Source organism: Ruegeria sp. CH6, from assembly GCF_056537005.1.
Map to the genome: position 1 here is coordinate 131162 of NZ_JBQFQS010000002.1, position 24725 is coordinate 155886.

Annotated in this window: 26 protein-coding genes; 15 read left to right on the forward strand and 11 right to left on the reverse strand. The window is 57.5% G+C overall.

The features are described 5' to 3' along the window. Positions 1–151: 151 nt before the first annotated feature. Positions 152–517, reverse strand: coding sequence for a preprotein translocase subunit SecG (gene secG, locus ACR0CW_RS04950; RefSeq protein WP_155151502.1), 366 nt, complete (start codon positions 515–517; stop codon positions 152–154). 150 nt (positions 518–667) lie between these two features. Between secG and nthA the strand changes: the two genes are divergently transcribed. From nthA to ACR0CW_RS04980, 6 genes are all read left to right on the forward strand, one after another. Continuing rightward, positions 668–1282: a nitrile hydratase subunit alpha gene (gene nthA, locus ACR0CW_RS04955; protein ID WP_480787012.1), complete on the forward strand. Its 615-nt coding sequence runs from the start codon at positions 668–670 to the stop codon at positions 1280–1282. Further along, complete coding sequence (gene nthB, locus ACR0CW_RS04960; RefSeq protein ID WP_480787013.1) at positions 1279–1956, forward strand: nitrile hydratase subunit beta; 678 nt, start codon at positions 1279–1281, stop codon at positions 1954–1956. Before nthA ends, nthB begins: the two co-directional genes overlap by 4 nt. Further along, entirely contained in the window at positions 1953–2288 is a 336-nt protein-coding gene (locus ACR0CW_RS04965) for a nitrile hydratase accessory protein (protein WP_480787014.1), read from the forward strand. Before nthB ends, ACR0CW_RS04965 begins: the two co-directional genes overlap by 4 nt. Before the next feature lie 99 nt (positions 2289–2387). Next, positions 2388–3683, forward strand: coding sequence for an adenylosuccinate synthase (locus ACR0CW_RS04970; protein ID WP_480787015.1), 1296 nt, complete (start codon positions 2388–2390; stop codon positions 3681–3683). Further along, positions 3683–3925 (forward strand): DUF2842 domain-containing protein, encoded by a 243-nt coding sequence (locus tag ACR0CW_RS04975; protein WP_155151488.1) that lies wholly within the window; start codon positions 3683–3685, stop codon positions 3923–3925. The genes ACR0CW_RS04970 and ACR0CW_RS04975 overlap by 1 nt, the downstream gene beginning before the upstream one ends. 85 nt (positions 3926–4010) lie before the next feature. Continuing rightward, entirely contained in the window at positions 4011–4727 is a 717-nt protein-coding gene (locus tag ACR0CW_RS04980) for a hypothetical protein (RefSeq protein WP_170335147.1), read from the forward strand. Positions 4728–4797: 70 nt separating this feature from the next. Here ACR0CW_RS04980 and ACR0CW_RS04985 read toward each other — a convergent pair whose 3' ends face one another. Further along, complete coding sequence (locus tag ACR0CW_RS04985) at positions 4798–6483, reverse strand: hypothetical protein (protein WP_480787016.1); 1686 nt, start codon at positions 6481–6483, stop codon at positions 4798–4800. 121 nt (positions 6484–6604) lie between these two features. Between ACR0CW_RS04985 and ACR0CW_RS04990 the strand changes: the two genes are divergently transcribed. Next, positions 6605–7312 carry a thiamine diphosphokinase gene (locus tag ACR0CW_RS04990; RefSeq protein WP_480787017.1) on the forward strand — a complete coding sequence of 236 codons (708 nt, stop codon included), beginning with the start codon at positions 6605–6607 and terminating at the stop codon, positions 7310–7312. Here ACR0CW_RS04990 and ACR0CW_RS04995 read toward each other — a convergent pair. Genes ACR0CW_RS04995 through ACR0CW_RS05005 form a run of 3 tightly spaced genes read right to left on the reverse strand, consistent with a single transcriptional unit; the run spans position 7257 to position 10299 of the window. Next, positions 7257–8171, reverse strand: a complete 915-nt coding sequence (locus ACR0CW_RS04995; RefSeq protein WP_480787018.1) for a DMT family transporter — start codon at positions 8169–8171, stop codon at positions 7257–7259. The genes ACR0CW_RS04990 and ACR0CW_RS04995 overlap by 56 nt on opposite strands. A 51-nt stretch (positions 8172–8222) precedes the next feature. Then, positions 8223–9596, reverse strand: a complete 1374-nt coding sequence (locus ACR0CW_RS05000; RefSeq protein WP_480787019.1) for an L-serine ammonia-lyase — start codon at positions 9594–9596, stop codon at positions 8223–8225. Position 9597: 1 nt separating this feature from the next. Next, entirely contained in the window at positions 9598–10299 is a 702-nt protein-coding gene (locus ACR0CW_RS05005) for a glutathione S-transferase family protein (RefSeq protein ID WP_480787020.1), read from the reverse strand. A gap of 168 nt (positions 10300–10467) precedes the next feature. Here ACR0CW_RS05005 and rpiA point away from each other — a divergent pair, with 168 nt between their 5' ends. The 6 genes from rpiA to ACR0CW_RS05035 all read left to right on the forward strand — a co-directional run bounded on the left by rpiA (position 10468) and on the right by ACR0CW_RS05035 (position 16751). Further along, on the forward strand, positions 10468–11253 hold the full coding sequence (gene rpiA, locus ACR0CW_RS05010) for a ribose-5-phosphate isomerase RpiA (RefSeq protein WP_155151470.1): 786 nt from the start codon (positions 10468–10470) through the stop codon (positions 11251–11253). Positions 11254–11474: 221 nt separating this feature from the next. Continuing rightward, on the forward strand, positions 11475–12833 hold the full coding sequence (gor, locus tag ACR0CW_RS05015; RefSeq protein ID WP_480740001.1) for a glutathione-disulfide reductase: 1359 nt from the start codon (positions 11475–11477) through the stop codon (positions 12831–12833). A gap of 72 nt (positions 12834–12905) precedes the next feature. Next, positions 12906–14048, forward strand: a complete 1143-nt coding sequence (gene hflK / locus ACR0CW_RS05020; protein WP_480740003.1) for an FtsH protease activity modulator HflK — start codon at positions 12906–12908, stop codon at positions 14046–14048. Continuing rightward, complete coding sequence (hflC, locus tag ACR0CW_RS05025) at positions 14048–14926, forward strand: protease modulator HflC (protein ID WP_155151458.1); 879 nt, start codon at positions 14048–14050, stop codon at positions 14924–14926. Before hflK ends, hflC begins: the two co-directional genes overlap by 1 nt. Beyond that, the gene (locus ACR0CW_RS05030; RefSeq protein WP_155151456.1) at positions 14926–15120 is read left to right on the forward strand and encodes a DUF2065 domain-containing protein; all 195 of its coding nucleotides are present in this window, start codon (positions 14926–14928) and stop codon (positions 15118–15120) included. Before hflC ends, ACR0CW_RS05030 begins: the two co-directional genes overlap by 1 nt. 185 nt (positions 15121–15305) lie before the next feature. Continuing rightward, on the forward strand, positions 15306–16751 hold the full coding sequence (locus ACR0CW_RS05035; RefSeq protein WP_480787454.1) for a Do family serine endopeptidase: 1446 nt from the start codon (positions 15306–15308) through the stop codon (positions 16749–16751). 230 nt (positions 16752–16981) lie between these two features. Here ACR0CW_RS05035 and ACR0CW_RS05040 read toward each other — a convergent pair whose 3' ends face one another. The 5 genes from ACR0CW_RS05040 to ACR0CW_RS05060 all read right to left on the reverse strand — a co-directional run bounded on the left by ACR0CW_RS05040 (position 16982) and on the right by ACR0CW_RS05060 (position 21257). Beyond that, positions 16982–17650 carry a Crp/Fnr family transcriptional regulator gene (locus ACR0CW_RS05040; protein WP_480787021.1) on the reverse strand — a complete coding sequence of 223 codons (669 nt, stop codon included), beginning with the start codon at positions 17648–17650 and terminating at the stop codon, positions 16982–16984. Positions 17651–17800: 150 nt separating this feature from the next. Continuing rightward, the gene (locus tag ACR0CW_RS05045; RefSeq protein WP_155151909.1) at positions 17801–18415 is read right to left on the reverse strand and encodes an inner membrane-spanning protein YciB; all 615 of its coding nucleotides are present in this window, start codon (positions 18413–18415) and stop codon (positions 17801–17803) included. Between the two features lie 16 nt (positions 18416–18431). Next, positions 18432–19334: an EamA family transporter gene (locus tag ACR0CW_RS05050; protein ID WP_480787022.1), complete on the reverse strand. Its 903-nt coding sequence runs from the start codon at positions 19332–19334 to the stop codon at positions 18432–18434. A 77-nt stretch (positions 19335–19411) separates the two neighbouring features. Then, positions 19412–20560, reverse strand: a complete 1149-nt coding sequence (ftsY, locus tag ACR0CW_RS05055; protein WP_170335127.1) for a signal recognition particle-docking protein FtsY — start codon at positions 20558–20560, stop codon at positions 19412–19414. A 58-nt stretch (positions 20561–20618) separates the two neighbouring features. Next, complete coding sequence (locus tag ACR0CW_RS05060) at positions 20619–21257, reverse strand: lysoplasmalogenase (RefSeq protein WP_480787023.1); 639 nt, start codon at positions 21255–21257, stop codon at positions 20619–20621. 155 nt (positions 21258–21412) lie between these two features. Here ACR0CW_RS05060 and ACR0CW_RS05065 point away from each other — a divergent pair, with 155 nt between their 5' ends. Continuing rightward, positions 21413–21808 carry a hypothetical protein gene (locus ACR0CW_RS05065; protein ID WP_155151444.1) on the forward strand — a complete coding sequence of 132 codons (396 nt, stop codon included), beginning with the start codon at positions 21413–21415 and terminating at the stop codon, positions 21806–21808. A 72-nt stretch (positions 21809–21880) separates the two neighbouring features. On the opposite strand, the gene xseA is transcribed toward ACR0CW_RS05065, so the two are convergent. Next, positions 21881–23365, reverse strand: coding sequence for an exodeoxyribonuclease VII large subunit (gene xseA, locus ACR0CW_RS05070; RefSeq protein WP_480787455.1), 1485 nt, complete (start codon positions 23363–23365; stop codon positions 21881–21883). Positions 23366–23442: 77 nt separating this feature from the next. Between xseA and purD the strand changes: the two genes are divergently transcribed. After that, positions 23443–24705 (forward strand): phosphoribosylamine--glycine ligase, encoded by a 1263-nt coding sequence (purD, locus tag ACR0CW_RS05075; protein WP_480787024.1) that lies wholly within the window; start codon positions 23443–23445, stop codon positions 24703–24705. The last annotated feature ends 20 nt before the right edge of the window (positions 24706–24725 follow it).

The following is a 24725-nucleotide window of genomic DNA, read 5'->3' on the forward strand; positions in this document are numbered from 1 at the left end:
GCTGCTCCCGTGAGACGTCAAAATCAGCTGCCCGACGGTTCCGAGAAACCGCTGCATCACGGGACTTCACATATAAAGGATTCGCGCCAATAGCGCAAGAGAACCGCAAGATGCTGTTGCAGTTCTCTTTCAGGTTTCTAGGTCTAGTGGATCAGTCGGCCTGCGGAATCAGCGGCGCGTTGTCGCCCTGCGTCGGAGGCAGCAGATCATCCGCCGACGGAACCGCCGGTGTGCTTTCTTCGGTCGCCGCAGGTGCCGGAACGCCCAGACGATCAATGACCGAGCTACCCGAAGATTTCTGAGCGGCCAGAATGGTCAGGGTGATCGAGGTCACGATAAAGCACGCAGCCAAAATCCAGGTCAGTTTACCCAGAGCGGTTGCAGCTGCGCGACCGGTCATGGCACCGCCACCACCGCCGCCCATGCCAAGGCCACCGCCTTCGGACCGCTGCATCAGAACAACGGCAATCAGGCCAAGGGCCAAGAGGAGGTGGATGATGAGAACGACGTTTTCCATGGTCTTCCTGTGCGGCGTGACGTGTATCGCGTGGTATCTATGCAAGTTTGATGCTGGGGGCAAGGGAGGAGTTGGCATCAAGAACGGTGATGTTTCAGATCACGGCAAAGGGACTGGACAGCAGGGCTTTGCCTCGCGCAGGCTGCGGCCATGCCACATGATGATCACGACCACCCGCACGCCCTTTTGCCACCTGAACCCGCGCTCCGCGTCAAAGCGCTTGAGACGATTCTGACTCGCAAGGGATTGATCGATCCCGCGGCGCTGGATGAGATCATCGATACCTATCAAAACAAGATTGGTCCCCAGAACGGCGCGCGAGTCGTCGCCAAGGCTTGGGCAGATCCCGAATTCAAAGCTTCTCTGCTCAACGATGCGACTTCGGTGGTGGCTGAATTGGGCTACTACGGTCGTCAGGGTGAGCACATGGTCGTGGTCGAGAATACGCCTGGGCAGCACAATATGGTCGTTTGTACCCTATGCAGTTGTTACCCATGGCCACTGCTGGGTATACCGCCGGGCTGGTACAAATCCGATGCCTACCGCGCCCGCGCTGTGCGTGAGCCGCGCAAGGTGCTGGCCGAATTCGGGGTCACGTTGCCCGCTGAAACATCGGTGCGCGTTTGGGATTCGACAGCAGAGGTGCGGTATCTTGTTTTGCCGATGCAGCCGAAAGGGAGCGAAGGGTTGAGTGAGGAAGAGCTTGCTGCCCTTGTCACGCGGGACAGCATGATCGGAACCGGTCTGCCCAAGGTGCCATCATGACGCGCGTACATGATATGGGGGGGCGGTTAGGTGACGGCCCGGTTAATCCCGAATCCGAGGATGCCCCGGTGTTTGCTGAAGACTGGCACGCGCGGGCGCTGGCAGTAACGCTTGCCGCCGGATCGCTGGGACAATGGAATATTGATATCTCGCGCCATGCCCGCGAGAGGTTGTCACCCAAGGACTACACCCGGTTTTCCTATTACGAGAAATGGATTTCGGCTCTTGCCGATCTGTTGGTTGAAAGCGGTGTATTGACCGAAGAGGACTTGCGAGGTGGGTCTGACAGTGGCGAGCATGCTCTGGCCAATCGGGCATTGAAGGCGGAAGCGGTAGCAGGTGTACTGGCCAGTGGCGGTCCCGCTGACCGGCCTTCGAACGTGCCTGTGGAATACGAGATCGGGCAGGAGGTCGTCACTACGCGCCCGGCTGCGAACCGTCTTGTTGACGGTGGACACACGCGGTTACCCATTTATGCAGCTGGGGCCAAGGGCCGCATTCTGATGGTACATGGAACACATGTACTGCCCGACTCGAGCGCGCACAGATTGGGTGAGGCACCTGAACCCCTTTATGCCGTGGCATTTCCCGCCTCAGAACTGTGGGCGAACCCGGAACATCCACATGATGAGGTCGTGCTGGATTTGTGGCAAAGCTATCTGGAACCCGCATGAGTGGCTGTCTTACGCATTCCGCCCCTGAACCGGTCTTTGTTGAACCATGGCACGCACAGGTTTTTGCCGTGACTGTGGCATTGAACGAAGCCGGTCGGTTTGACTGGTCGGATTGGGCGGCACGGTTTTCGCAGACTCTTAAGCGTCATGGCCTGGATCGCGAACTAGATGGTGGCGATGACTACTTCCATGCCTGGCTGGAAACATTGGAATCACTGCTGGCCGAGCAGGGCGAGGCGGCACCAGCGGATGTGGATACGATGAAAAATGCTTGGGAAGATGCCTATCTGACGACCCCGCACGGCCAGCCGGTGCGATTGGCACCTGTCTGAGCCTCCGATAGGTTCAACTGCGTCGAATTACCGGTTTCCCTGCCGCTTTCCCCCCGCTATACGAGCCGAGTTTGATAACTCAGCGCAAAAGGACCGGATATGGCCAATGTGGTTGTTGTCGGCGCCCAGTGGGGTGACGAAGGAAAAGGCAAGATCGTCGACTGGCTCAGCGAGCGGGCGGATGTGATCGCGCGTTTTCAAGGCGGGCATAATGCGGGGCATACGCTGGTCATTGACGGCGAGGTTTACAAGCTGAACGCGCTTCCATCCGGCGTTGTGCGCGGCGGCAAGCTGAGTGTGATTGGCAACGGTGTTGTTCTGGACCCGTGGCATCTGGTTGGCGAAATCGCATCGATCCGCGAACAGGGTGTCGTGATCACGCCCGAAACACTGATGATTGCGGAAAACACCCCGTTGATTCTTCCGATCCACGGTGAACTCGATCGCGCCCGTGAAGAGGCCGCCAGCAAAGGCACCAAAATCGGGACCACAGGTCGCGGTATTGGCCCGGCTTACGAAGACAAGGTAGGCCGCCGTTCGGTGCGTGTTGCTGATCTTGCTGACCATGCAACGCTGGAAGCACGTGTTGATCGCGCGTTGCAGCACCATGACCCACTGCGCAAGGGTTTGGGGATCGAGCCGGTTGATCGCGATGCCCTGATTGCACAGTTGAAAGAGATTGCCCCGCAGATTTTGCCGTTCGCTGCGCCCGTCTGGAAAGTGCTCAACGAAAAACGCAAAGCTGGCAAGCGGATCCTGTTCGAAGGCGCGCAGGGTGCATTGTTGGACATCGATTTTGGTACCTATCCGTTCGTGACCTCGTCCAATGTGATTGCTGGGCAGGCTGCAACTGGTGTTGGCATCGGCCCGGGTTCTGTCGATTTCGTGCTGGGGATCGTCAAAGCATATACCACCCGCGTAGGTGAAGGGCCGTTCCCGACCGAACTGGATGATGACGACGGCATGCGTCTGGGTACTCGTGGGCATGAGTTCGGAACCGTGACTGGCCGTAAGCGCCGCTGTGGCTGGTTCGATGCCTGCCTGGTGCGCCAAACCTGCGCGACCAGCGGTGTTAACGGCATCTCGCTGACGAAGCTGGACGTTCTGGACGGGTTTGAAACCCTGAAGATCTGCGTGGGCTATGATCTGGACGGCGAACGTCTGGACTATCTGCCAACCGCAGCTGATCAGCAGGCGCGCTGTACGCCGATCTACGAGGAAATGCCAGGCTGGAGCGAATCCACCGAGGGTGCACGCAGCTGGGCTGAACTGCCTGCCAATGCGATCAAATATGTACGTCGGGTCGAAGAGCTTATCGAATGCCCGGTCGCACTTCTGTCCACCAGCCCGGAGCGGGATGACACCATTCTGGTGACTGATCCGTTTGCAGATTGATGAGTGGTGAACAGAAATCTGGTCTAAGCTACAAGGCTCGCCGGCGCTGGTCGCTGGTGATCCTTGTGATTGGGCTGCCGCTTTACATTGTGGCGGTGGTGACGGTGGTGAACTGGCTCGACCGACCACCAATCTGGGTCGAGCTTCTGGTCTACATCGTACTTGGCGTCTTGTGGGCACTGCCGTTCAAGTTCGTTTTTCGTGGTGTCGGCAAAGAAGACCCAGATCAGGACTCAAACTAGCCCGGGCTGTTGATCGAAAATCACCTGCATGACAAACTCACTGAATCGAATGTGTTTTGGTGATATTTTGGCTTGCAGGTGAAACATGAAACAAGCGGTTGCGGGGGCATTTGCGATTGCCATATCGGGGATTGCCCCAGAGCCTGTGCAGGCCAACGATTGGGATTTTGTGGTAGCACCCTATCTTTGGGGGCCGGAATTCAGAACATCCCTCGACATTGGACCCAATCCCCCGGTCGATGGCAGTAAGTCTATCTTTGATATTCTGAACAGCGCGTTCCTTATTGCCGGTGAGGCGCGAAAGGGACGATGGGCGATTGGTGGAGAGTTCAACTATCTCAATCTCGGAGATAACGTTCCGATTGGCCCATTCAACGATCTGGCGAACTGGGAACTCGATGGCATCATGATGTCTCTGGGCGCCAGCTATACGGTGTTTCAGGATAGTCAATCACGCGTCGAGGCGATGGCAGCGTTGCGCCATTGGGACCTTGATCTTTCAACGACTGTTGCTCGATTTACAGCCAGCACGGATCAGAGCTGGACCGATCCGCTGATCGGCGCGCGATACCACCGAGCGATCAATGATCGGTGGAACTTTTCCGCGATGGGCAATGTTGGCGGGTTTGGCGTTGGGTCAAAATTTCAGTGGGAGGCATTGATCCAGGCAGGCTGGAAATGGACTGACACGACCCATGTTGTTGGCGGATACCGCCACCTGAGCGTTGATTTCGAAGGCGGACAAAATGTTATCGATCTGACGTTGACCGGTCCTTACGTCGCACTGGCATTCAACTTCTGAATGCAGTGGCCATAGGCAAAAAAGAACGGCCGGAGAAACTCTCCGGCCGTTACCATTTTCTGTTTGTGCCTTACCCGGCCGCGCGTTTGTCGTCCGGACGGAAACCAATCTGGTTCGAGGCCGCGAAACGACCTCCACCGGCCTTTTCGATCTTACCGTCGCGCAGCAACTGACCGAAGGAGCGCAGGCTCTCTTCACGATTGAACTCATCCTGCTTCAACGAGCGGACCTTGTTCATCAGTTGCGGGCGCGAGAATTGTTCCTGACCTTCGATGAAGGACAGATAGGCCGCAGCCGCTTCGAGCAGATCGGGAAGGGATTGAGCGCCTTGTTCCTGTGCAAACGAGGCAAAGCCGCCTTCTTCTGATGTCTCTTCGTCCTCTTGAGCGGCTGTGACACGGCGCGGCGTAATTGGCCCTGCATCCGTGTCCTGCGTATCGATGCGCTGCTCAGCCACCAGTTTGAGGGGCGCCGCATTATCAGTTTCAGGGCGCAGGCTTGTGACTTCAATCTCGGCAGGGCGACGGGGGCTGACAACGGACGCCAAATCGCCGCGATAGTCGGCGTCGCCGGCAGCGGCAGCATCTTCACCCGCCTCGTCGCGCTCTGCTTCGGTGGCAGCAACTGCTGTTCGCAGGTGCGAATAGGTTTCTCGCTGATCGTTGGTCGCAGGGTCGTCCATCCGTGCGTCGGCCTTGTCCATCAGTCGTGAAACATCCTGATCAATGCCGGATTCTTCGGACAGTTTATGGCCGGTACGGGCATCCATCTCTGCTTCGACTTCCGAAATCTCGTTCAGCAGATTGTGTTCGTCCTCTGCGGTCAGGATACCATCATGCGATTCGAACACGATGTCGGACTGCTCCAACTGCAGAGTGCTGTTCTCGTCGTTTTCAGTTACATCGTCTTCATCAGATTCATCGACATCGAGAATGTTGACGATTTCATCCTGTTCTTCTTCGGCCTCGGGCGCTTCGTCGAGATCCGAGAACAGAACGTCAGTGGGTTGATCAGCCTCGGCCAGTTCTTCCTGAACCTCTGCTTCGGCAATGGTTTCCTCGATTTCGGGGGTCGCTTCGGGTTCAATGACCGGTTCAGGCGCTTCAGGAGCAGCTTGCGGGGCTTCGCCCGTTGCCGTGTCGTCCAGATCCTCGGGGCTCAGGGCGCCCGACTCGAATGCCGCCGAAATGGCGTCAACCTTTGGCTGGGCTGGGGTCAGGTATCCGTTGTCTTCATCCTCGGAATACGCTGTCGGGCCTTCGTCCGCATGCGAAACAACCGCACGGATGCGCTGCAGCTTGGCAGCGATGCTGTCGGCGGCAGCGGGCTGAACGGGTTCAACCGGTTCGGCCTCGGCAAAGAATGCGTCAGCGCTTGTGGAGGGCGCCGTGTCCACAACAGTCAGATCGGGGGTGCTGTCAGGCGTCTGCTGTGGCTGGGGTTGTGGTTGTTCGGCTGCGATTACCGGCGCGACCGGCTGTGGTTCGGCGGCGGGCGCTTCTTCGGTTGCGCGCAATAGCAAGCCGGTTTCATTCTGGCTGGCCTCGACACGGCGCGAAGCGTCGCGCTGGGCGATGCGGGTCAGCATTTCTGCGTCTGGCTGTGGGGGTTCCGATCCAAAGTAGCGATCATCCGCTGCGAGATCGCGAAAATACTCTGCAATCGCTTTCATCGTTTCAAATGAATCATCAAAACCTTCCAAAGTGCACGAGAAGGTTCCGTAGGAAACGGTCAATACCTTGTTATTCTGTACCATCAGACGCACGTCCTTTACAAACTACAGAGCCAATCCGCGCGACGCTGGGCGCAGAGTCGGCTCGGAACTGTCTAGATGAACCTATCATTTTGTGGTCTCAATGTGTCCAAAACCGGGAAAAATGGTCAATCTTGTAAAAAATAGCCCGATTGTATGTTCTCAGAGGCCAATAGCACTGATCGGAGGGGGACAAATCGGTCCTGATGACCTGAATTTGGTGCTAAGCCGCGTCAATCAGGTGGTCGCAGCGGATGGTGGAGCCGCCGCCGTCATCGAATCGGGTCGGATGCCGGACGCGGTAATCGGAGACTTCGATTCGTTGGAGAGAAGGTATCGCGAGCAGATCCCGGAAGAGCGTTTGTTTCCGATACGTGAACAAGATAGCACCGACTTTGACAAAGCACTGCGCAGCATTGAAGCGCCTCTTGTTTTAGGTGTCGGGTTTCTGGGGGGGCGTCTGGATCATCAGCTTGCCGTACTTAATGCGTTGGTCCGGCTTCCCGATCACCGCTGTATCTTGCTAGGCGAGCATGAGGTCGCGTTTCATGCACCCCCACATATCACGATGTCCATTGAGCCGGGGCAGACAGTTTCATTGTTTCCGTTTCAGCGTGTAACGGGGCGAAGTAAAGGTTTGGAATGGCCTATCGATGGGCTGGTTCTGGAACCGGATGGGCGTGTTGGGACCTCGAACCGGGCCATGTCGGATGTTGAGCTTGAGGTGGATGGTCCGGGCCTGCTGGTCATGGTGCCGCGAACGGCTTTGGATCAGGTCATGCTGGCGTTTCAGTCGGAGCGGACCGGGCGTTGGCGCGCTCATGCAGAATGACATAGAGCCCGGCGCAGATGGTGATCAGAATCCCGATCGCCGCAAGGCCATCAGGCAGATCGTGAAAGATCATCCATCCGATCAGCGTTGCCACGGGAATTTCGAGATATTGCATCGGGGCGAGCGTGGCGGACGGTGCGTAGCGTAGCGACCATGTCATCAGCAGATGTGCGACCGTTCCCAACACGCCGATCGCGATCAGCAGCCAGTGGGTTTCGCCTGCGGGTACGATCAAAGAGAGCTCCCATATGCCGGCCCCTGTCCCGATCAGGAGAAGCGGAAGAAGCATCACTGTCGCGAAAGAGCCCGAAACCGCCTGGAGTGCGATCGGATCGGTTTCCTTCGCAATCTTCCGTGTGACCAGCATGAAAAACGAGAATACCACCGCGACGACGAGCGGCAACAAAGCGGGTGCACCGACTTCGGCAAAGCTGGGTTGGATAACCAGCAGGGTGCCAATGAAACCAACGATGCAGGCGATCAGACGCCGGGCACCGACTTCCTCACCCAACACATAGCTGCCCAGCAGCAGCATGATGAAAGGCATGACGAAGGCGATCGCGACCGCATCGGCCAATGGCAGATATTGCAGCGCACTGAACATGGCGGCAATCCCCGCGATGTGCAGGATCGTGCGGATCAGTGTTAACCGCAGTATACGGCTACTCATTCGCCAGGGGCGACCCGTCACAGCGACCAGTGGGATCAAGATGATCGCCTGAACGGCAAAGCGGACCAGAACCAGCAGACCCAGTGGGGTTGTTTCGCCCAGCAGTTTGGCCATTGCATCACCAAGCGGTGCAAGTACACAAAAACCAAGCATCAGAAAGATGCCAAAGACGGGACGATCCTGGGTCATGACGGGCACGCTAGGTCAAGCCGCGCCCGTGTGAAAGGGCAAACTGTCAGGTCAGCAATTGGGCACGTTTACGGCAAGGCCACCCAGAGAAGTCTCTTTGTACTTTTCATGCATGTCATGTCCGGTCTGGCGCATGGTTTCGATCACCGCATCCAGCGGCACGAAGTGTTTGCCATCCCCACGCAGCGCAAGCGAGGCTGCCGAAACTGCCTTGATTGCGGCAAGCCCGTTGCGCTCGATACAGGGAACCTGAACCAGACCTGCAACAGGATCGCAGGTCATGCCCAAATGATGTTCGAGCGCAATCTCGGCTGCGTTCTCAACTTGCTCGGGCGTGCCACCCATCACTGCGCACAGGCCTGCTGCGGCCATTGCCGAGGCGCTGCCAACCTCGGCCTGACACCCGGCTTCGGCGCCGGAGATTGAGGCGTTGTACTTGACCAGTCCGCCAATCGCGGCGGCAGTCAGCAGAAAATCCTCGATATGGCTTTCCGAGGCACCGGGTACGTGATCCAGATAGTACCGAAGTACCGCAGGCAAAGTCCCTGCAGCGCCATTGGTGGGCGCGGTGACCACCTGACCGCCTGCAGCGTTTTCTTCGTTCACGGCCATCGCGTAGACGCTCATCCAGTCATTGATGGTGTGCGGCGCGTTCAGGTTCATGCCGCGCTCGGCTTGCAGCGCGTCATAGATACCCTTGGCGCGGCGGCGTACATTCAGGCCACCGGGCAGGATGCCGTCGGTGGTCAGGCCGCGCTCGATGCAATTGTTCATGACTTCCCAAAGTCGCGCCGACCCTTTGGCGAAGCTATCAGCACAGCCGCGCGCAATCTCGTTCTCGCGCTTCATCGCGGCGATACTCTTGCCGCTTGAGTTCGCCATTTCCAGCATCTCGGCAGCCGAGTGAAACGGGTAGGGTACAGCTGGGCCGTCGTTGGTGTCTTTGCCTTCAGCCAGTTCTTCTTCGGTCAGGACAAAGCCGCCGCCGACGGAGTAATAGACCTGCCGCAGGATCACATCGCCCTGCGCGTCGGTTGCCATCAGGATCATGCCGTTGGCGTGACCGGGCAGGTTGTTGTCATAGTCAAAGACAAGATCTGTTTTCGGATCGAATTTCAGTGTCGGCAATCCATCGGGTGTGACAGTGTGCGTCGCAGCGATTTCAGCCAGCGCAGCCTCGGCCTTGTCATTGTCGTAGCTGTCCGGGACAAAGCCGGCCAATCCCAGAATGGTGGCCCGGTCGGTGGCGTGCCCGACACCGGTAAACGCCAGAGACCCGTGCAGCGATCCACGCAGTCCCGCGAAGTCAAACGGAGAGGCGCGCATCAGATCAAGAAAACGCGCGGCCGCAACCATTGGTCCCATGGTGTGCGAAGAGGAGGGGCCGATGCCCACTTTGAACATATCGAAGACAGAGAGGAACATGTCAGGTAGCTGAGCCTTCTGGAGGGTTGGCGTAAGTCGGAGATGTAAAGGGCGTGACGCCCAATCCTTCGGCAGCAATAGCCGCGCGGGTTGCAGGTCGGGTTTCCATCTGCATCAGGATTTGTTGCAGGTAGGGTGTGTCAGCCAGTTGATACCAGCTGCGGTCGATCTTGGCAGGGTAAAGCGCCATCCAGCGCATCATGCAGGCCAGATAGTAGCTCAGAACAGAGGGTTGATCACCGCGCAGCCAGTCGGGGGCATTTTGCGCCTCAGCATCCAGCAGCTTCAGGTGTAGTCGCAGCCTGGGCTGGATGCCTGCGCGCAAAGTGCTGGCTTCTGCCGGATCGATGTACTTTTCCGCATAGAACAGGATACGCAAATCGGCATGCAGCGTGTTTGATGCAAAAAACAACCATTTGAGAAAGGCAGCCCGGTCCGTATCTTTCGGGTCAGGTGCCATCTGGCCATGCTGGTCAGAGAGCCACAGCAATATGGCCGCGGTTTCGAAAATTGGGCCCTGAGGCGTTTCGAGTACCGGTATCAGACCATTGGGGTTGAGGGCCCTGTAAACTGCTCCATCCTGTTCGTTCCGGCGGCGGTTAACCAGTGCGGTTTCATAAGGCAGACCCATCTCTTCCAACACCAGCCGGATCACCAGCGAAGCGTTGTCGGGGGCGTAGTGGAGCAGGTACGGCTTTTCCATCATGCCTAATTATAGCAGAGCTGCAGTGCAGGAAGACTCGATTGCGACGTTTCCAATAGGAAACGCGTATTTCAGCGACATGTTTTGCGGGGGCGTGATGCGAATTGGGTCTCGCAGTTGTGCAGGGCTTTCCGTATAAGTCCGGCTAAGACTTGAGGGGAAGCTGCAATGACCGGAAAACTGTCACCCATCGACAATGCCAAGTATGTCGCTGCGCGTCGCGCAGCTGAAATGGTTCAGGACGGAATGCGCGTCGGATTAGGAACCGGATCGACCGCCGCATGGCTGGTGCGTCGTCTGGGCGAACGCGTTCGCGACGAAGGCCTGAAGATAAAAGGTGTTCCGACCTCGACTGCCACCGCGCAACTGGCGCGCGAGGTTGGCATCGAAGTCGTCTCGCTGGATCAGGCTGGCTGGCTGGATCTGACAATTGACGGGGCTGACGAGTTCGACGGTGAGCTGAGCCTGATCAAAGGTGGTGGTGCAGCGCTGCTGCAGGAAAAAATCGTTGCCACTGCAAGTGACCAGATGGTTGTGATCGCCGATGCGGGCAAGGAAGTCGAGGCACTGGGCGCATTCCCGTTGCCGGTCGAGGTGATCCCGTTTGGGTGGCAGACCACCCGCACTCTCATCGAAGAAGCGTTGGATACGATGGATGTGCTGGGTACCTCGGTCACGTTGCGGATGAATGGAGAGGCCCCCAAGATCACAGATGAGGGGAACCACATTCTGGATCTGCATCTGCAGCGCATCGGCAATCCAAGACAGCTGGCGCTGGTTTTGAATCAGGTGCCGGGAGTGGTAGAAAATGGACTGTTCATCGACATCTGTGACAAAGTTGTGATCGGTCATGGCGACGGACGGGTCGAGCTGCGCGACATCAATGAAGGCACCGTTGAGGTCGACGAACTGGGTGATGACGGCGAGAACCTGTTTTCAGATCTTGCGGATTGAGGCTGGGTGATCTGGCTGCCATGCGACAGAAGCGGCTTCGGGCGACACATGCCCGATGCGACGGTATAGACAAGAGCAGCATTGGTTTCAGATGAAAGTCGCAAATTCTGTGCAGATGTCGATAAAGTATTCGTTTTTTCCGAGTTTATAGGGTTGGAAGATTTCTGTTTCAGGCCCAGATAGTCAGGAAATTTCGGTCAGGCTGAATAAAGGAACTCAACATGAGCTTTGACTATGATCTGTTCGTCATCGGCGGAGGCTCGGGCGGGGTCCGGGCGGCGCGTGTGGCTGCCGGTGAAAACGGCGCCAAAGTGGCGCTGGCCGAAGAGGATCGCTATGGCGGGACCTGCGTTATCCGGGGCTGCGTTCCGAAAAAGCTGATGGTTTTCGCCAGCGAATACGCAGACATGGTCGAGGATGCGCAGGCCTATGGCTGGGATATCAAGCCCGGCGCGTTCAATTGGGATATCTTCCGCGGCAAGCTTTATGCTGAGCTGGACCGGCTGGAGGGGATCTATCGCAATATCCTCAAGAACAACGGTGTCGAGACATTCGACCAGCGCGCGCGACTCGTGGATCCGCATACGGTGGAACTGGCTGACGGGACGCGCAAGAGCGCGAAACATATCCTGGTCGCGACGGGTGGACGACCGGTTGTGCCTGAGTTCCCAGGATCTGAACTGGCCATTACTTCGAATGAAATCTTTCATCTGGACAAACTGCCCGAGACGATGCTGATCGTCGGTGGCGGCTATATCGCTTGCGAATTTGCCGGGATCATGAATGGCATGGGCGTCAAGACGACCCAGTTCTATCGTGGTGCGCAAATCCTGCGCGGTTTCGACGACGAAGCGCGGGGCCTTATTTGCGAAGAGATGTGTCAGAATGGCGTTGATGTTCATCTGGGCACCAATGTGCTTGAGATGAAGAAACAGGGCGACAAAATCTGGGTAAAAGCCACCAATGGCTCAGAACAGCTGTTTGATGTGGTCATGTATGCCACAGGCCGTGCACCGAATGCTGACGATCTTGGGCTCGAAGGGCTTGGTGTCGAGCGCGGACGGAAGGGCGAAATCGTGGTGGACGAATACAGTCAGACCGCTGTGCCTTCGATCTATGCGATTGGCGACGTCACCGACCGTGTAAACCTGACGCCGGTGGCGATCCGCGAAGGGATGGCGTTTGTCGAAACTGTTTTCAAAGGCAATCCGACACCGGTGGACCATGAACTGATCCCGACAGCGATTTTCACGCAGCCCGAAATGGGCACCGTGGGCCTGAGCGAGGAAGAAGCAGCTGAGCAGGAACCGATCGAAGTTTATGCGACTTCGTTCAAGCCGATGCAGAAATCGTTTGCGGGCGGCACGCAGCGCGTGTTGATGAAACTGATCATCAGCCAGGCTACAAGGAAGGTATTGGGATGCCATATTGTGGCACCGGGTGCGGGAGAAATGATCCAGTTGGCCGGAATCGCAGTAAAAATGGGTGCAACCAAAGAAGATTTCGACCGTACGGTTGCGGTTCATCCCGTGATGGCCGAAGAACTGGTTACAATGCGGCAACCTGTACGCACCGCTTGATTTGCAAGCGCGCGTACACAGGTTACAAGGGAAACCGTGATCACACGGGCCAAAACGAAGGAATTGAAACACATGGCGGGCAACAGCGGTGGCCCCTGGGGGGGCGGAGGCTCTTCCGGCGGCGGAGGAAACAGGGGTAACAACGGAGATGGGCGTCGCCCACCCGAAGGCGATGGCCCGCAGATTCCCGAAATCGATGAACTGATGAAAAAGGGTCAGGAGCAGCTGCGCGTCCTTATGGGCGGTCGTGGAGGCTCGGGCCAGGGCGGTGGCCAGGGCTCTGGCGGCGGCGGGCCTGCGTTTACCAAAGGCACGGTCGCGATTGGCCTGTTGGTAGCGGCCGGTCTTTGGGCTGCGGCAAGCTTCTATACCGTGAAACCCGAAGAACAGTCGGTCGAGCTGTTTCTGGGCGAGTTTTCTTCAGTCGGTAATCCTGGTCTGAACTTTGCCCCTTGGCCTGTTGTCACTGCAGAAGTCATCCCGGTAACACGCGAACAGACCGAAGATATGGGTGGCACGCGCGGTAGCGATGATGGCCTGATGCTGACTGGCGATGAAAATGTTGTCGATATCGATTATCAGGTTGTCTGGAACATCAACGATCCGGCCAAGTTCCTGTTCAACCTACGTGACCCACGCCAAACAATCCGCGCGGTTTCTGAATCGGCCATGCGTGAGATCATTGCGCAAAGCGAGCTGGCACCGATCCTGAACCGAGATCGCGGTGTGATTGCGGACCGTCTGCAGGAACTGATCCAGTCTACGATGGACAGCTATGATTCCGGCATCAACATCGTCCGCGTCAACTTTGACAAAGCCGATCCGCCTCAGGACGTGATTGCCGCGTTCCGCGACGTTCAGGCCGCCGCGCAGGAGCGTGACCGCGAACAGAATATCGCGGATGCCTATGCCAACCAGGCGCTTGCGCAGGCACGTGGTGAAGCTGCGCAGGTATTGGAAGAGGCCGAGGCGTACCGCGCCCAGCAGATCAATAGCGCACAAGGTGAAGCCAGCCGCTTCAGCGCGGTTTTGGAAGAATACTCCAAGGCCCCCGACGTGACCCGCAAACGTCTGTATCTGGAGCGGATGGAGCAGGTTCTGGGTGATGTCGACAAGATCATTCTGGACGAAAACTCGACCGGTTCGGGGCAGGGCGTCGTGCCGTATCTGCCGCTGAACGAATTGCGCCGCAATCAGGCCGGGGAGAGCAACTGATGCGTAAGTCACCTATTATTCTCATTCTGGTCGTGATCCTTGGCGTTGTTGGCCTGTCCTCGATCTTTATCGTGGACGAACGTGAACGCGCGCTGGTGCTGCAATTTGGTCGTGTCGTTGCGGTCAAAGAAGAGCCCGGTCTGGCGTTCAAGATTCCTTTGATTCAGGAAGTCGTGCGCTATGACGACCGTATCCTGTCCATCGACGTTCAGCCGCTGGAGGTTACGCCTCTGGATGATCGTCGTCTGGTGGTCGATGCTTTTGCCCGCTACCGCATCTCGGACCTGAATCAGTTCCGTCAGGCGGTTGGTGTCGGTGGCATCCCTGTGGCTGAGGACCGTCTTGATCGTATCCTACGCGCTGAAACTCGTGAAGTTCTGGGTTCGGTCTCGTCGCGTGACATCCTTAGTTCGGACCGTGCGGCCCTGATGCTGCGAATCCGCAATAGCGCGATTGCCGAAGCGCGCGCGCTGGGTGTCAACGTGATCGACGTGCGCCTGAAGGCAACCGATCTGCCGCAGGCCAACCTCGAGGCGACCTTCGACCGGATGAAGGCCGAGCGTGAACGCGAAGCAACTGACGAACGCGCCCGTGGTAAGGAAGCCGCGCAGCGCATCCGCGCGCAGGCCGACCGGACCGTGGTTGAACTGGTCTCGGATGCCAACCGCGAAGCTGAGATCATCCGCGGTGAGGCTGATGCTGAACGCAACGCGATCTTTGCCGAAGCCTATGGTGCGGATCCTGAGTTCTTTGAATTCTACCGTTCGCTAAGCGCCTATGAAAACGCGCTGCAGGGTGGCAACAGCTCGATGATTCTGAGCCCGGATTCGGAGTTCTTTAACTATCTGAAATCGCCCACCGGGCAGGCGACCCAGTAATGGGTATGGTTCTGCTGGCCTTAGGGCTGGTGCTGATTGTCGAGGGGCTGGCCTATGCGCTGGCCCCTTCGCTTATTGAGCGTATGTTGGAAGTTTTACGCACGCTGCCGGAATCCGCGCGACGACTTGCAGGCCTGCTATGTGTCGTGAGTGGGTTCATTCTGCTTTGGGGTGCTTATCAGCTGGGGTTTTGATCGATTGATTTCACTTGCCGGTGAATTCCCCCTGATCCCGAGTTGCGGGCGAGAACAAACTGACTACATTGGATATCAAGTACGGTTGCCCCTGCGGGGTGGCTGGATAATGCATATCGACAAGGAGACCCCAGGTGCAGGCAAAAGCACGCAGTATTTCCCTCCGGCGGGATGAGGTTTTTATTATGATGCGGCTGATGTGGCTGTTGTTTGCCGGAATGCTTTTGGTGCTGGCGCAGACTGCGGCGGCACAGGCGCGGGGTGAGAGCCTTGCGCCATTGGCTGAAAAGATCAGCCCGGCGGTGGTCAACATTACGACCTCGACGCTGATCGAAGGTCAGACGGGACCACAGGGGATCGTGCCCGAAGGCTCTCCGTTCGAAGATTTTTTTCGCGAGTTTCAGGACCGCAACGGGGAAGATGAGAATCGTCCGCGTCGCAGCAATGCCCTCGGTTCAGGTTTCGTGATCTCCGAAGATGGATACATCGTTACGAACAACCACGTCATTGCCGAAGCGGATGAAATCCTGGTCGAGTTTTTCCCTGGCGATGGTCAGCCCGTAAAGGAACTGCCTGCCAAAGTGATCGGGACAGATGAAAAGACCGATATTGCGTTGCTGAAGGTCGAAGCATCAAGCCCGCTCAAATACGTTCAGTTCGGCAACAGTGACACCGCACGTGTGGGTGACTGGGTTATTGCGATGGGCAATCCGCTGGGGCAGGGGTTCTCGGTCTCTGCGGGGATTGTCTCGGCACGCAATCGTGCGCTGAGCGGTTCGTATGACGACTACATCCAGACTGACGCTGCCATCAACCGGGGTAACTCGGGTGGGCCGCTGTTCAATATGGATGGTGAAGTTATCGGTGTGAACACGGCGATTCTGTCTCCTAACGGTGGCTCGATCGGGATCGGATTCTCGATGGCGTCCAACGTTGTTGTCAAAGTGGTGGACCAACTGCGCGAATTTGGCGAAACCCGTCGCGGTTGGCTGGGTGTTCGTATTCAGGATGTGACAGAAGACATGGCCGAGGCGATGGGGCTGGATGAACCCGGTGGCGCACTGATCAGCGATGTACCGGAAGGCCCTGCCAAAGAAGCCGGACTGCTGGCGGGTGATGTTATTCTCAGCTTTGACGGCGTCGAGGTGAAGGATACACGTGGCCTTGTACGGCAGGTTGGTGAGACCACTGTTGGCAAGTCTGTACGTGTTGTCGTGCACCGTGACGGTGGCACTCAAACCGTACTGGTAACGCTCGGCCGCCGCGAAGATGCGGAACGAGCTGAGAATGGTGAGGACGAGGAAGAATCTGATGCACCGGCAGAAGAAAACACGGATGTGCTTGGTCTGACGATTTCGCCTCTGACAGACACATTGCGTGAGGATCTGAGCCTGGATGCCGAGGCAGAGGGCCTGGTTGTCACTGATGTGGACGAAGCGTCTGAGGCATATGCCAAAGGTCTGCGTGCCGGTGACCTGATCACCGAGGCGGGACAGCAAAAGGTGACTTCGATCGACGACCTTGATGCGCGTATGGAAGAGGCGCGTGAGGCGGGGCGCAAGTCATTGCTGCTGCTTGTGCGTCGCGGTGGTGACCCGCGCTTTGTCGCGCTGAGCCTTCAACAGGAATAGGCTGGGTTGCCTGAGAAATACCAAGGCCGGGGCATCGACCCGGCCTTTTTTGATTCTGCGCTGCCGAAAATAAAAGAGCCATATGCCGGGGAGGCATATGGCTCTGGTACAGGGAGAGGCCAGTGGACAGATATCGGGGATGATACGCTGGCCCCCTACGGTAACCATTGTCAAACTAGTCTAAGCTGGAGGCACTGTATGTGAAGCGGATCACACCGAGTCAGATATGGTTAGATGAGGTCAGATTCAGCCAATTGCCGAAGCGCATCAAAATCCTGGATGACCAATCCGCCACGCGATGCCTCGACCACGTTGCTGCGTCTCCAGTTCGAGATCGTCTTGGACACGGCCTCGCGTGTGGCCCCGACGAACTCGGCCAGTTCGCTTTGCGACAGGGTAATTCGTTCGCTTGGAGAATCCTGCTGACTGGCCAGATGCAGCAGCTTGCGGGCCAGACGGATCGGCATCGGTAGGAACACTTGCTCATTCAGTTGCGCACCCATCCACCGCATACGCAGACCGGCCAGCCGGATCATATCGACAGCCAGATCGGGCTGTTTGCGAATTTGGTTCATAACATCATCGCGTCTGACCCTTAGGACACGCGATGGAACGGCCGCGGTAATGGTCGCTGTGCGAGGGCCATTGTCGAATAAGGCGATCTCACCAAACACCTCACCCGGTCGCATCAGACTAAGTGCGAGTTTACGGCCGCTCATGGCCAAAAATGAAACTTCGAGCATGCCTTCGATCAGGGCGTAAAGTGCATCGCCTTCATCCCCTTGCTCAAAAAGCACTTGTCCCTGATCCAGGGCGATCTCGGAGGCTTGGGCTGCGAGCATTTCGCGCAGACCATCGGAAGCTTCAGAAAGAAATCCGCTATTCGGAAAGGCCGTCATTGGTGGCACGGTTCTCTGGTTGTGAGTGGTGGGTGGGCACCAGCCTCACACAGCTTTCGCGCCAAGCCAAGGAGTTTATTCGGCTTTTTGACGTTTCGATCCCGTAAATACTAAGTTTTTCACAGAAAGTTTCTTATTGAGAGCGTGCAGTCATTTTTTCTGCGGGCGATCGGGTTCTTCCATGTAGCTCTGCAACATGCTGATCTGGAGCATCAGGAAAACCATTAATGCGATTGGAAAACCGAAGGTTTCGATTTTAACCCAGAGATCTGTTGAAAGTGTGCGCCAGACCACTTCATTTGCAACGGCCAGTACGGCGAAACAGGCGCACAGGCGACGGGTCAGGATCATCCAGCCCTCATCGCGCATGGGCAGCACCTCATCCAACACATAGGCAAGGTAGGATTTCCCCTGCAATAGCCCAATGCCCATGATGAGGGAGAAGAAGCCATAAACCAGCGTGGTCTTCATTTTGAAGAAACGCTCGTCATTGAACCACGCGGTCAGACCTCCGAAGAAGATGACCATGAAAGCGGTGAAGATCTGCATCCGGCTGAGCTTGCCGGTCAGGAACCAGAGTATTCCCATCGCCGCCAGCATCAGAGGAACGAATATGATGGTCGCGACGATAAAGCCGGAATACTCGGTGCCGCCGATCAGAAAGCTGTCGTCCCGCAGGCGCAGGTAGATGAAGAAAAAGGCCAGCGGCGGCCCCAGCTCCAACACCTGTTTGAGAAACGGGTTGATCTCTTTCTTGCCAGTCATAATTCCGTCCTGCTGCTTATCCGCCCATTTCAACTATTACGGCGCCCAATGCAATCAATGCCATGAGCGCGATGCGCCGTGGTCCCACTGTTTCCTTGAGTGCAAGCCAGCCGATCAGGGCCGCAAACACAGTGGATGTCTCACGTAACACCGCCGCTTCACCCACCTTGTCGAGCCGTGTCGCCAGCATAATCGCTCCGAAAGACATGGGGGCGATGATCCCGCCTGCAAGCCCCCGCAACATCAAAGGACCGATAGCAGGGCGATTGATCATGGCACGCCATCTGAGGAAGGCATAGATCGGCATAGTTGCCCCGTCGATCATGAAGAACCATGCCAGAAAGGTGAACGGATCGGCAGTGGCGCGGATTCCGTATGCGTCATAGGTGGTGTAAAGCGCCACAAACAGGCCGGTTGCGAGGGCCAGCGCGAGCGCAATTCCAAGAGTTTCGCGATTGGTTTCGAGAAACCGGAAGTTATAGGCTGCCAGTCCGAAGATTCCTGACAGCAGAACTGCCACCCCGAGCCATTGAATGCCCGAGAAGATCTCTCCAAACAGCAAATAGGCTCCGATGACGGTGAACAAGGGGCCAGTGCCGCGAACGACAGGGTAGACCACCGTGTATGAACCCTTGGTGTAGGCCATAGCCTGAAGGGTTTTGTAGAAGATGTGGATCAGCCAGACGGTCGCAAAAATAGGCCACATGTAGGGTTCGGGCCATGGGACCACAAAAAAGGCGAAGGGTGCGGCCATCAAACAATATGATGCATCGATTGCACCGCGCGAAAGCCACGGATCGTGCCGCCCCTTTTGCAGCGCTCCGAATACCGCGTGTAGAAAGGCAGCCATAAGGGCAAGGCCAAGGGCCAGTCTGTGGCCTGCCTCAGTCCCCTCAAGTGAAATGAGCCATTCGCTCACAATATGGCCTTTCGCAGGAAAGAGAGGGGGAGGCGATGTGCCTCTGCACCCTTCGAAATATCAATGATGCTGAGAATTTAGCGTGTTTCGAGACCTGTCAGCGCAGCGGCGAATTCTTCGGGATCAAACGGGGCAAGATCATCGATCTGTTCACCAACGCCAATAGCATGGATCGGCAGGCCGAATTTATCCGCCAGCGCGACAAGGACACCACCTTTGGCCGTTCCGTCCAGTTTGGTCATCACCAGTCCCGATACATCGGCGAGATTGCGGAAGGTTTCGACCTGGCTCAGCGCGTTCTGACCGGTTGTCGCGTCCAGAACCAGTAACGTGTTATGAGGCGCAGTTTCATCCTTTTTACGGATGACGCGGACGATCTTGGCCAGTTCCTCCATCAGATCGGCCCGGTTTTGCAGGCGACCTGCAGTGTCGATCATCAGCAGGTCAGCCCCTTCTTCCTGCGCTTTGGTCAGCGCATCAAAGGCCAGCGACGCTGGGTCAGACCCTTCTGGTGCCGTCAGAACGGGAACACCGGCGCGATCGCCCCAGACCTGCAATTGTTCGACAGCCGCGGCACGGAAGGTATCGCCAGCCGCGATTACGACCTTCTTGCCAGCCGATTTGAACTGGCTGGCGAGTTTGCCGATGGTTGTGGTCTTACCAGACCCGTTGACGCCGACGACCAGAACGACCTGTGGGCGCTTGGGATAGATGGGCAAGGGCTTTGCCACTGGTTCCATCACACGGGCGACTTCCTGAGCCAGCAACTGCTTGATCTCATCGGTCGAGAGTTTACGGCCATACCGTCCCTCGGCCATGTTGGCGGTGACGCGCAAGGCTGTGTCCACGCCCATGTCCGATGCAATCAGCAACTCCTCAAGCTGTTCCAGCATGTCATCGTCCAGCGTACGACGGACCACGGGACGATCATCGCGGTTGAACAGGCGGCCTAAAATACCTTTGGACTGGGTTGCCTCGGGTACTTCCGGGGGAGGAGGAGCAGGTGTCGGGTCAACCGGCTGAGGCGAGGGCGTCTCGACCGGTTGCGGCGCGGGGGCTGGCTCGGGCACTTCCGGAACGGGTTGTGGTTCCGGCTCGGGCTCCGGAATTATTGGATCGGGCGTTGGGGATTCCTCGCCGCCATCTTCGACAATGGCCTCCAGCCCCTGTTCGAGGCGGGATGAAGATTTAAAAAGCCGGTCCTTGAGCTTGGAAAAAAACGCCATTCTGGGTCTCCGCAGGTGTTACCCTCACCTAATGCGGATTTACGCCAGTTGCAAAGGGTCACGAGAAGGCAAAGTAAAAGCCGGCTTGCGCACCCCAATAGAGCGGCCACACCAGATAGGGTGTCAGCTTCAGGGCCGGGTGATCTTTGGGCAGTAGGAATTTCTCGGTCGCGAGGATCAGATCTGAGGCGATGAAGGCCAGGGCGGCGGGCAGCGCCCATCGCAAAGCACCGGATTCGGGCAGAGCCAGTACTGTCACGCCCATCCCCAGTATAATCGGGATATAGGCCAGAACCGGGATTTTCAGATCCCCGGCACGCGGTGTCAGCAAGGTGGCCATGATGATGCCAAGGATGATCAGCGACCAGAAAATCGCAGGGTGGTCGAAAATCAACTCTGCATTGCTGGCCGGGTGGGTCAAAAACAGGGCGATATAGGCCAGATGGCCTGCTGCAAACGCTCCGATACCTGCCATGAACGTATCATCGGTTTCTCGCGACAGCAGGGCGTCACCAATCGCACAAAGCGCCAACGCAAGGATCAGCAACCACGGGGCCGCGTTCAGCAAGGCAAGAAGCGCGAGCACCGCAACAGATGCGGTTTTTAGCAAGGTTCGCAAACTGCTGGCAGGTTGCACGGTCATCGGCAGGTAGGCCAGTGCGCATAGAGCCGCCACCAATATCAGGATCGTTGTCATGTCTTACCCCCCGGAACGTGTCTTTCTTGGGTTTACCTCTCAGTGTCGCCCTGAAGATAAAAATTACTCAACAGTGACGTGGAGTTACCTTGATAAACCTGAAGATGGGCAAAGGGTGAATGGCACATGCGGATCGCTTCTGACAGTATGCGGACATGCTCAAGCGTTTCGTGATTCTTCTGACTTTTTCCGCGCAGGCAGTCTCTGCGCAAGCGCCACTGTCCGGGGCCGAGTTCGATGCCTATACGCAGGGAAAAACCCTGTTTTATGGGTTCGATGGCGTGACCTATGGGGTGGAGCGTTATTTGCCAAACCGCAGGGTGATCTGGTCATTTCTGGACGGCGACTGCAAGGAAGGTGTCTGGTACGAGCGCGAGGAACAGATTTGCTTTGTCTATGAAGACCGGCTGGACCCGCAATGCTGGGTGTTTACCAAGTCGGGGGGCGGCCTGATTGCCCAGTTCGAAGGCGATCCGAATGCGACAGAGCTGTACGAAGCCGATGACATAGGCGAAGAGATGATCTGCTATGGGCCCGATGTCGGCGTCTGAGCGATAACATCGGGTGGTATGTGACAGATCAGGGCCATGAAAGGTGTATCTGGCCCGGATCGTCGGCACACATCAAAATAAGGAACCCTGATCAGGTGCGTCTGGTTTGGCCTTCTTGATAGGGGATTTTGTTGCCCCGCCGGTTTTGAGGCGACCATCGGCAAACTCGATTTCCAGTACCGCATGTTTCGATGCCTGAGACTTGGTCGTGACGACATCACCCTCGGCCCGTACGACCGCATATCCACGGTCCAGCGTTGCCTTGTAGCTGAGCGTTTCCCGCAGGCGGTCTGTCGCGTCGAGTTGCTGGCGCAACCGATCCAGCCGCGTTGCCTGTGCCGTATTCAAGCTCTCTGTCAGCCGGTTCAGAGAGTCTCGCCGGGTCTCAAGCTCTCTCTGGATCGGGCGCAATGAGAGGCGGGAAGACAGGTTATGCCAGCGGTCGCGGCGCGTTTCGACCAATCCGCGCAGGGTCGAAGGACGCAGGTGTGCTGATGTATCCAGTAGTTTGACGCGGCGGTTCTGTACTCCGCGTATCAGGGCATTCGGTAAACGCTCCGAAACCTGATCAAGTCGTTGCCGGGGCGTATCCAGCAGCGTTTCTGCCCTTGGCAGCGCGCGCGACAGGTCCCGCAGGCGCTGTGACCGGCGTTGAACAGCGTCAGTTGCCGCGCGGGACAGGCGTGCGCCCTGTTCACCGGTCCACGCCAGCAATTCCATGCGGACAGGAACCGCTAGTTCCGCAGCTGCGGTTGGGGTAGGTGCGCGGCGGTCGGAGACAAAGTCGATCAGCGTCGTATCCGACTCATGCCCCACAGCCGAAATGAGCGGGATTTCTGAGGTGGCTGTCGCCCGGGCCACGACTTCTTCGTTGAAACCCCATAGGTCTTCGATCGAACCGCCGCCACGGGCAACGATGATCAGATCGGGACGGGGCAGGGCGCCCCCGGATGTGAGTTTGTTGAACCCCTCGATGGCCCGCGCAACTTCGGGGGCACAGTTGGCACCCTGAACAGCGACCGGCCAAATCAGGACCTTGCGCGGGAAACGGTCCCGCAGGCGATGCAGGATGTCGCGGATCACCGCGCCCGAGGGTGAAGTTACCACACCGATGATCTGAGGCAGATATGGCAGTTGTTTCTTACGCTCGGGCGCGAACAGACCTTCGGCCTCCAGCTGCTTTTTGCGTTTTTCCAGCAGAGCCATCAGCGCGCCCTGGCCGGCGACGGCAACCTCGTCGACGTTCAGGTTGTATTTCGACTGTGCGCCAAAGGCGGTGAGGCGACCCGTGACAACAACCTCAAGCCCCTCTTCGGGAACAACTGACAGTCCGGCAATCTGGCCTTTCCATGTGGTGCAGGCCAGAACGCTGCGGTCATCTTTGACGTCATAGTACAGATGCCCGGATCGGGCTTTGAACACGCGGCCGACTTCGCCGCGTACACGGATTCGCCCAAACGATCCTTCGAGGGTCTTTTTCACTTCGCCCGAGATTTCCGAGACGGTATATTCAGGGGTGTTTTGACCCGGAATGGGGTCATCAAGCAGGTCGGACATTTCAGCGCCTTGTTTCATCAGCCCACCCAGCTTAGAACGCCGCGCAGGCGAGGCCAAGCAGATCGGAGACGACCCCAATGAATATCCTCATTCTCGGCAGCGGCGGACGCGAGCACAGTCTGGCCTGGGCGGTGATGCAGAACCCCAAATGTGACCGTCTTATCGTGGCACCGGGAAATGCCGGAATAGCTCAGATCGCAGACTGCGCGGCGCTGGATATCGAAAACGGCGGAGCGGTCGTTAGCTTTGCAGAAGAAAATGCGATTGATTTCGTGATCGTCGGCCCCGAGGCCCCGCTGGCAGCAGGCGTCGCCGACCGGCTGCGCGAAGCGGGCGTGCTGGTCTTTGGCCCCTCGGCAGAAGCAGCACGGCTGGAGGCCTCGAAAAGTTTCACCAAGGAAATTTGTGACGCATCAGGTGCCCCGACTGCAGCTTATGCGCGCTTCACCGAAGCCGAGCCGGCAAAGGCCTATATTCGCGAGCAGGGCGCACCGATTGTGGTCAAGGCGGATGGTCTTGCCGCCGGCAAAGGCGTGATCGTCGCGATGGATGAACAAACCGCGCTGGACGCCATTGATGACATGTTTGGCGGCGCTTTCGGAGGCGCTGGTGCCGAGGTTGTGATCGAGGAGTTCATGGAGGGTGAAGAGGCCTCACTGTTCGTTTTGTGCGATGGTGAAGATATCCTGTCCATCGGCACCGCGCAGGACCATAAGCGCGTTGGAGAAGGCGACACCGGTCCGAACACCGGTGGAATGGGTGCCTATTCCCCTGCGCCTGTTCTGAGCGCTGAGATCGAAGCCAAAGCCATGGATCAGATCGTGCGCCCGACCATCGCAGAAATGAAACGTCGTGGAATACCGTTTCAGGGCGTCCTGTACGCAGGGCTGATGATCAAAGACGGACAGCCGAAACTGGTAGAATACAACGTCCGCTTTGGGGATCCGGAATGCCAGGTCCTGATGATGCGTCTGGGGGCGCAAGTAATGGACCTGATGCAGGCTGCTGCCGAAGGTCGTCTGAGCGAGACACAGGTGAATTGGGCAGATGACCATGCCATGACGATCGTGATGGCGGCGAACGGATACCCGGGCTCATACGAAAAAGGGACCGTTATCAACGGTCTGGATGTATTGCCTGAAGACAGCAGCAACATGGTGTTCCACGCCGGAACGAAATCTGCCGAGGGCCAGATTCTGGCCTCTGGCGGGCGCGTTCTGAACGTTACAGCGCGTGGAGATACCCTGCAGGAAGCGCGGGATCGGGCTTATGCGATGGTCGATGGGGTCGACTGGCCACAAGGGTTCTTCCGTCGCGATATCGGTTGGCGAGCTCTCTGATCCGAGCGCTCCCGCGCCCT

Coding starts and splice junctions, on each gene's coding strand:
- purD (WP_480787024.1), top strand. CDS start 23,443: ATGAATATCCTCATTCTCGGCAGCGGCGGACGCGAGCACAGTCTGGCC.
- secG (WP_155151502.1), bottom strand. CDS start 517: ATGGAAAACGTCGTTCTCATCATCCACCTCCTCTTGGCCCTTGGCCTG.
- ACR0CW_RS04990 (WP_480787017.1), top strand. CDS start 6,605: ATGGTCAATCTTGTAAAAAATAGCCCGATTGTATGTTCTCAGAGGCCA.
- ACR0CW_RS05000 (WP_480787019.1), bottom strand. CDS start 9,596: ATGTTCCTCTCTGTCTTCGATATGTTCAAAGTGGGCATCGGCCCCTCC.
- gor (WP_480740001.1), top strand. CDS start 11,475: ATGAGCTTTGACTATGATCTGTTCGTCATCGGCGGAGGCTCGGGCGGG.
- ACR0CW_RS05045 (WP_155151909.1), bottom strand. CDS start 18,415: ATGACTGGCAAGAAAGAGATCAACCCGTTTCTCAAACAGGTGTTGGAG.
- ftsY (WP_170335127.1), bottom strand. CDS start 20,560: ATGGCGTTTTTTTCCAAGCTCAAGGACCGGCTTTTTAAATCTTCATCC.
- ACR0CW_RS05005 (WP_480787020.1), bottom strand. CDS start 10,299: ATGGAAAAGCCGTACCTGCTCCACTACGCCCCCGACAACGCTTCGCTG.
- hflK (WP_480740003.1), top strand. CDS start 12,906: ATGGCGGGCAACAGCGGTGGCCCCTGGGGGGGCGGAGGCTCTTCCGGC.
- ACR0CW_RS04995 (WP_480787018.1), bottom strand. CDS start 8,171: ATGACCCAGGATCGTCCCGTCTTTGGCATCTTTCTGATGCTTGGTTTT.
- nthB (WP_480787013.1), top strand. CDS start 1,279: ATGACGCGCGTACATGATATGGGGGGGCGGTTAGGTGACGGCCCGGTT.
- nthA (WP_480787012.1), top strand. CDS start 668: ATGCCACATGATGATCACGACCACCCGCACGCCCTTTTGCCACCTGAA.
- ACR0CW_RS04970 (WP_480787015.1), top strand. CDS start 2,388: ATGGCCAATGTGGTTGTTGTCGGCGCCCAGTGGGGTGACGAAGGAAAA.
- ACR0CW_RS04985 (WP_480787016.1), bottom strand. CDS start 6,483: ATGGTACAGAATAACAAGGTATTGACCGTTTCCTACGGAACCTTCTCG.
- ACR0CW_RS04975 (WP_155151488.1), top strand. CDS start 3,683: ATGAGTGGTGAACAGAAATCTGGTCTAAGCTACAAGGCTCGCCGGCGC.
- xseA (WP_480787455.1), bottom strand. CDS start 23,365: ATGTCCGACCTGCTTGATGACCCCATTCCGGGTCAAAACACCCCTGAA.
- ACR0CW_RS05060 (WP_480787023.1), bottom strand. CDS start 21,257: ATGACAACGATCCTGATATTGGTGGCGGCTCTATGCGCACTGGCCTAC.
- hflC (WP_155151458.1), top strand. CDS start 14,048: ATGCGTAAGTCACCTATTATTCTCATTCTGGTCGTGATCCTTGGCGTT.
- ACR0CW_RS04965 (WP_480787014.1), top strand. CDS start 1,953: ATGAGTGGCTGTCTTACGCATTCCGCCCCTGAACCGGTCTTTGTTGAA.
- rpiA (WP_155151470.1), top strand. CDS start 10,468: ATGACCGGAAAACTGTCACCCATCGACAATGCCAAGTATGTCGCTGCG.
- ACR0CW_RS05065 (WP_155151444.1), top strand. CDS start 21,413: ATGCTCAAGCGTTTCGTGATTCTTCTGACTTTTTCCGCGCAGGCAGTC.
- ACR0CW_RS05040 (WP_480787021.1), bottom strand. CDS start 17,650: ATGACGGCCTTTCCGAATAGCGGATTTCTTTCTGAAGCTTCCGATGGT.
- ACR0CW_RS05030 (WP_155151456.1), top strand. CDS start 14,926: ATGGGTATGGTTCTGCTGGCCTTAGGGCTGGTGCTGATTGTCGAGGGG.
- ACR0CW_RS05035 (WP_480787454.1), top strand. CDS start 15,306: ATGATGCGGCTGATGTGGCTGTTGTTTGCCGGAATGCTTTTGGTGCTG.
- ACR0CW_RS04980 (WP_170335147.1), top strand. CDS start 4,011: ATGAAACAAGCGGTTGCGGGGGCATTTGCGATTGCCATATCGGGGATT.